General features: G+C 36.3%; 4 protein-coding genes. All 4 read left to right on the forward strand.

Annotated features, from left to right (window positions below; genetic code table 11):
• Positions 1-685, forward strand: a 685-nt coding sequence (locus FWE37_09365) for a tetratricopeptide repeat protein (protein ID MCL2521187.1), incomplete at its 5' end; no start/stop codon positions are given.
• A gap of 87 nt (positions 686-772) precedes the next feature.
• Positions 773-1,972, forward strand: coding sequence for an ATP-binding protein (locus tag FWE37_09370; protein ID MCL2521188.1), 1,200 nt, complete (start codon positions 773-775; stop codon positions 1,970-1,972).
• Positions 1,972-2,394, forward strand: a complete 423-nt coding sequence (locus FWE37_09375; GenBank protein MCL2521189.1) for a hypothetical protein — start codon at positions 1,972-1,974, stop codon at positions 2,392-2,394. Before FWE37_09370 ends, FWE37_09375 begins: the two co-directional genes overlap by 1 nt.
• A gap of 81 nt (positions 2,395-2,475) precedes the next feature.
• Entirely contained in the window at positions 2,476-3,504 is a 1,029-nt protein-coding gene (locus tag FWE37_09380; protein MCL2521190.1) for a rod shape-determining protein, read from the forward strand.
• Positions 3,505-3,648 lie beyond the last annotated feature (144 nt).

Raw genomic sequence — 3,648 nt, forward strand, 5'->3', positions numbered from 1 at the left:
CGCCCTCGCCTTTTCGGGCTTTGCTAACTATTATTTAGCCATTTTCTCTAGCGAAATCGAGCTGCGCCAGCGTTACCTAAGTAACGCCATCTTTCAGCTGCGCCGCTATTTAAGTTTAAGCAGCGGCCGCTTTAAAGGCGAAGCCAGCTATATTTTAGCCCTAGCTTACTATAGCAGCGGCCCCAGCTTTGCTAATTTGGTGATAAATTATTTACAGCAAGCCATTGCCGCCGGCTTTGAGCGCGAAACGATGAACGAATATTTTGCGCTAGCCCATAGCATACTCGGCCAAAACGAAGAGGCTTTATTTTATTTTTCGCAAATTAACACCGCCGAACGCACTTTTTTATTTTATTTTAACCTAGCCGAAGCTTATGCCGGCACCGGCCAGCACAACCTAAGCGAGCAAAACTTTTTACGCGTTATTAACGAAGCCAACAATGACCACCTGATTGACCGTGCCCGTTTTAGGCTTGGCGTGTTATATTTAAACAGCAGCCGCTATCCCGAAGCCCAGCAGATATTTGAGGCCTTTTTAGCCCGCCACCCCACCAACGCCGATGCCTTTCATTATTTGGGTGATGTTTTTTGGGCTTTAGGCAACCAAACACGGGCACGGCAGCTATGGCGCGAGGCCATAAGGTTTGACCACAGTAAGCAAACGGTACTGGGACACCTTTTATAAATTAAAAGGTAAAAATTAATAATTAAAAACTGTTTACTCTTAATTATTAATTTTTATTTGCTAATTCTTAATTACAACGGAGTTGTTATGAAAGTTATTATAGAAAATTTTGGGCCTATAACAGAAAGAGTTGAGATAGATGTAAAAGATTTTATGGTGTTTACCGGCGAGCAGGCCAGCGGGAAGAGTACGATAGCAAAGGTGATTTGGTTTTTTGAGAGTATTATAAAGAGAGAGATATTACCAGCTACTAGTTATAAAAATTTAATAGAAGATCTTAATAGCAGATTTTTTAAAACATTTGGCACACATTATCATTTAGACAAAAATATGTATGTTTATTATGAATATAAAAAAAATATTTATGTTGAAATTAAGTATGATGACCTTGCTGAAGAGATTAAATTTAATTTTAGTGAAAACATAAACCAATTATTAAAAAAACTCAAAAATAATCCAGATACTCTTACATGGGAACATCATAACAAAACTATTTTTGATAATGATTACGTAACACTTTATATTCCAACAGGGCGAAGTTTACTCTCATCTCTAAATATCGAAATTGAAAATTTTTTATATAATTTAACCATTGATAATCCAAACTCTATGATTGATTTTTTATTATTAGATTATATTAAAATAATGTCTAGTATAAAAACTGATTTTAAAGAAGGGTTAGAAGGCTTGAAAAATTCTTCTTCTAAACTTAAAAATTATGAGCAGATAAATACTTCTGCTCATAATATTTTAAAAGGAGAATATTTTTATGATGATGATGTAGCTGGGTATTTACTAGTAAATAATAAAAAAATTCCTTTAAATAATATCTCATCAGGCCAACAGGAAGTTTTATGGATATTAAATATTTTAATCTTCTATTTAACTAAAAACTATAAATGCTTTTTCATCATCGAAGAGCCCGAAAACAGCCTCTTCCCTAGCACTCAAAAACTTATCACAGAGTTTATCGCTTTAGTACACAACGCCGGCCATCAGGTACTTATTACCACCCATAGCCCTTATATTTTAGGTACTTTAAACAATTTGCTTTATGCGCCCGTTCGTGCGAAAGAAATAAATAACGAAGAAGCTATTAACAAAATTATTAATAAAGATTACTGGCTAAACAAAGAAAATTTTGGCGCATGGTTTATTGATAGTAAACATACGGTTAGCTCTTGTTTTGATGAGGAAAAAGGTGTTATAAAAAATGAAGTTATCGATAAAGCCTCTGATGATATTAATAATGACTTTGATAAAATGCTTGAAGCTGGAGATAATTAATGCAAATAAAAGGTCATGATCCGGAATTTACCTCAATAAAAAAAGGACAAGAAATTGTCTGTAAAGAAAATAAATGTAAATATGTAGCTATCAATAAATTTGGGGATAAAATTGTTAAGCATAAAATAGATGGCCATATCTTTAAAGATAATATTACCGAGAGGTGTGATTTTTTACTCATTAATTGTAATCAATACAATGCTTACCTAATAGAGCTTAAAGGTACTAAATTTAACAAGGGTATTAGCCAGCTTAAAACAACCTACGAGCTTTTAAAGCCAGAGTTAAAAAACTACAAAATACACTTTAGGCTAATTGTTACAGGATTTAATACTCATAAAATTTCATCATCAGAAATTTTGGAGCTAAAAAAATTGTATCGATTTAAACACAAAAGCACTGAAATGCACGAAGATATTTAACCATTATTTAATAAAACCAATTTGACTATTAAGCCCTAATATTATACAATAGCACCAAGCATTCGGAGGAAAATTTTATATATGGCTCTTTTTAATCTTACTACCGATATAGGTATGGATTTAGGCACTTGTAATACATTGGTACATGTTAAAGGTAAAGGCATTGTTATAGACGAACCATCGGTGGTAGCGGTAGAGCGCGGCACCAAAAAAATTATGGCGGTAGGCACAGCAGCTAAACGTATGTTAAGCCGTACGCACGGCGATATTATCGCTATCAGGCCGCTGCGCGATGGTGTGATTAACGACCTAGAAACTACCGAAAAAATGATTGCCTATTTTATTAAAAAAATTATCCCGCGCAGTTTTGGTTTTAACAAACCGCGTATGGTTATCGGCGTGCCCAGCTGCATTACAGAGGTAGAAAAACGCGCCGTTTTTGAAAGCGCTTACCGCAGCGGCGCACGTGATGTTAAAATTGTGGAAGAAAGTTTGGCCAGCGCCATTGGGGCCAATATCCCCATCTTCGAGCCGACGGGCCACATGATTTGCGATATTGGCGGCGGCACTACCGAAATTTCGGTAATTAGTTTGGGCGGTATGGTTATTACCAACGCCATTAGGATTGGCGGTGATGAATTTGATGAAGCTATCATTAAATACATTCGTAACGTGCATAATATGATTATTGGCGACCAAACGGCCGAAGATGTTAAAATAAAAATTGGGAACGCCAGCCCCGATAAAAAAATTGAAAAGCTGGAAATTAAAGGCACCGATGCCATTACCGGCCTGCCCAAACGGCTGGAGGTAGATAGCGTCGAGGTGCGCGAATGCTTGCAAGAGCCTATTATTGCGATTATTGAAGTAATTAAAAGTACCTTAGGCGAAACCCCGCCCGAACTGGCCGCCGATATTTTAGAGCACGGTGTAGTAATGACCGGCGGCGGCAGCATGCTTAAAGGGTTAAGTAAGCTGGTGGCTAAAGAAACCGGTGTGCCGGCTATTTTGGCCGAAAACCCGCTGTTGTGCGCTGTGCTGGGTGCCGGTAAATATTTTGATTATATTAACAAGCACTCGAGTAATATTTACCAAAACCTAGCTAATTAATGGTAAAACCTAAGGTTTTACCATTAATTAGCTGAAAGATGAAAACTGAAAATTAATAAAACCTTATCCTTAATTTTCACCTTTCAATTTTCAGTTTTCAACTAAAAAAACGGAGTTTTTCTTGTTTAACTGGTTATTTAAAAG

Source organism: Spirochaetaceae bacterium, from assembly GCA_009784515.1.
In the GTDB taxonomy this organism is placed as follows: Bacteria; Spirochaetota; Spirochaetia; order WRBN01; family WRBN01; genus WRBN01.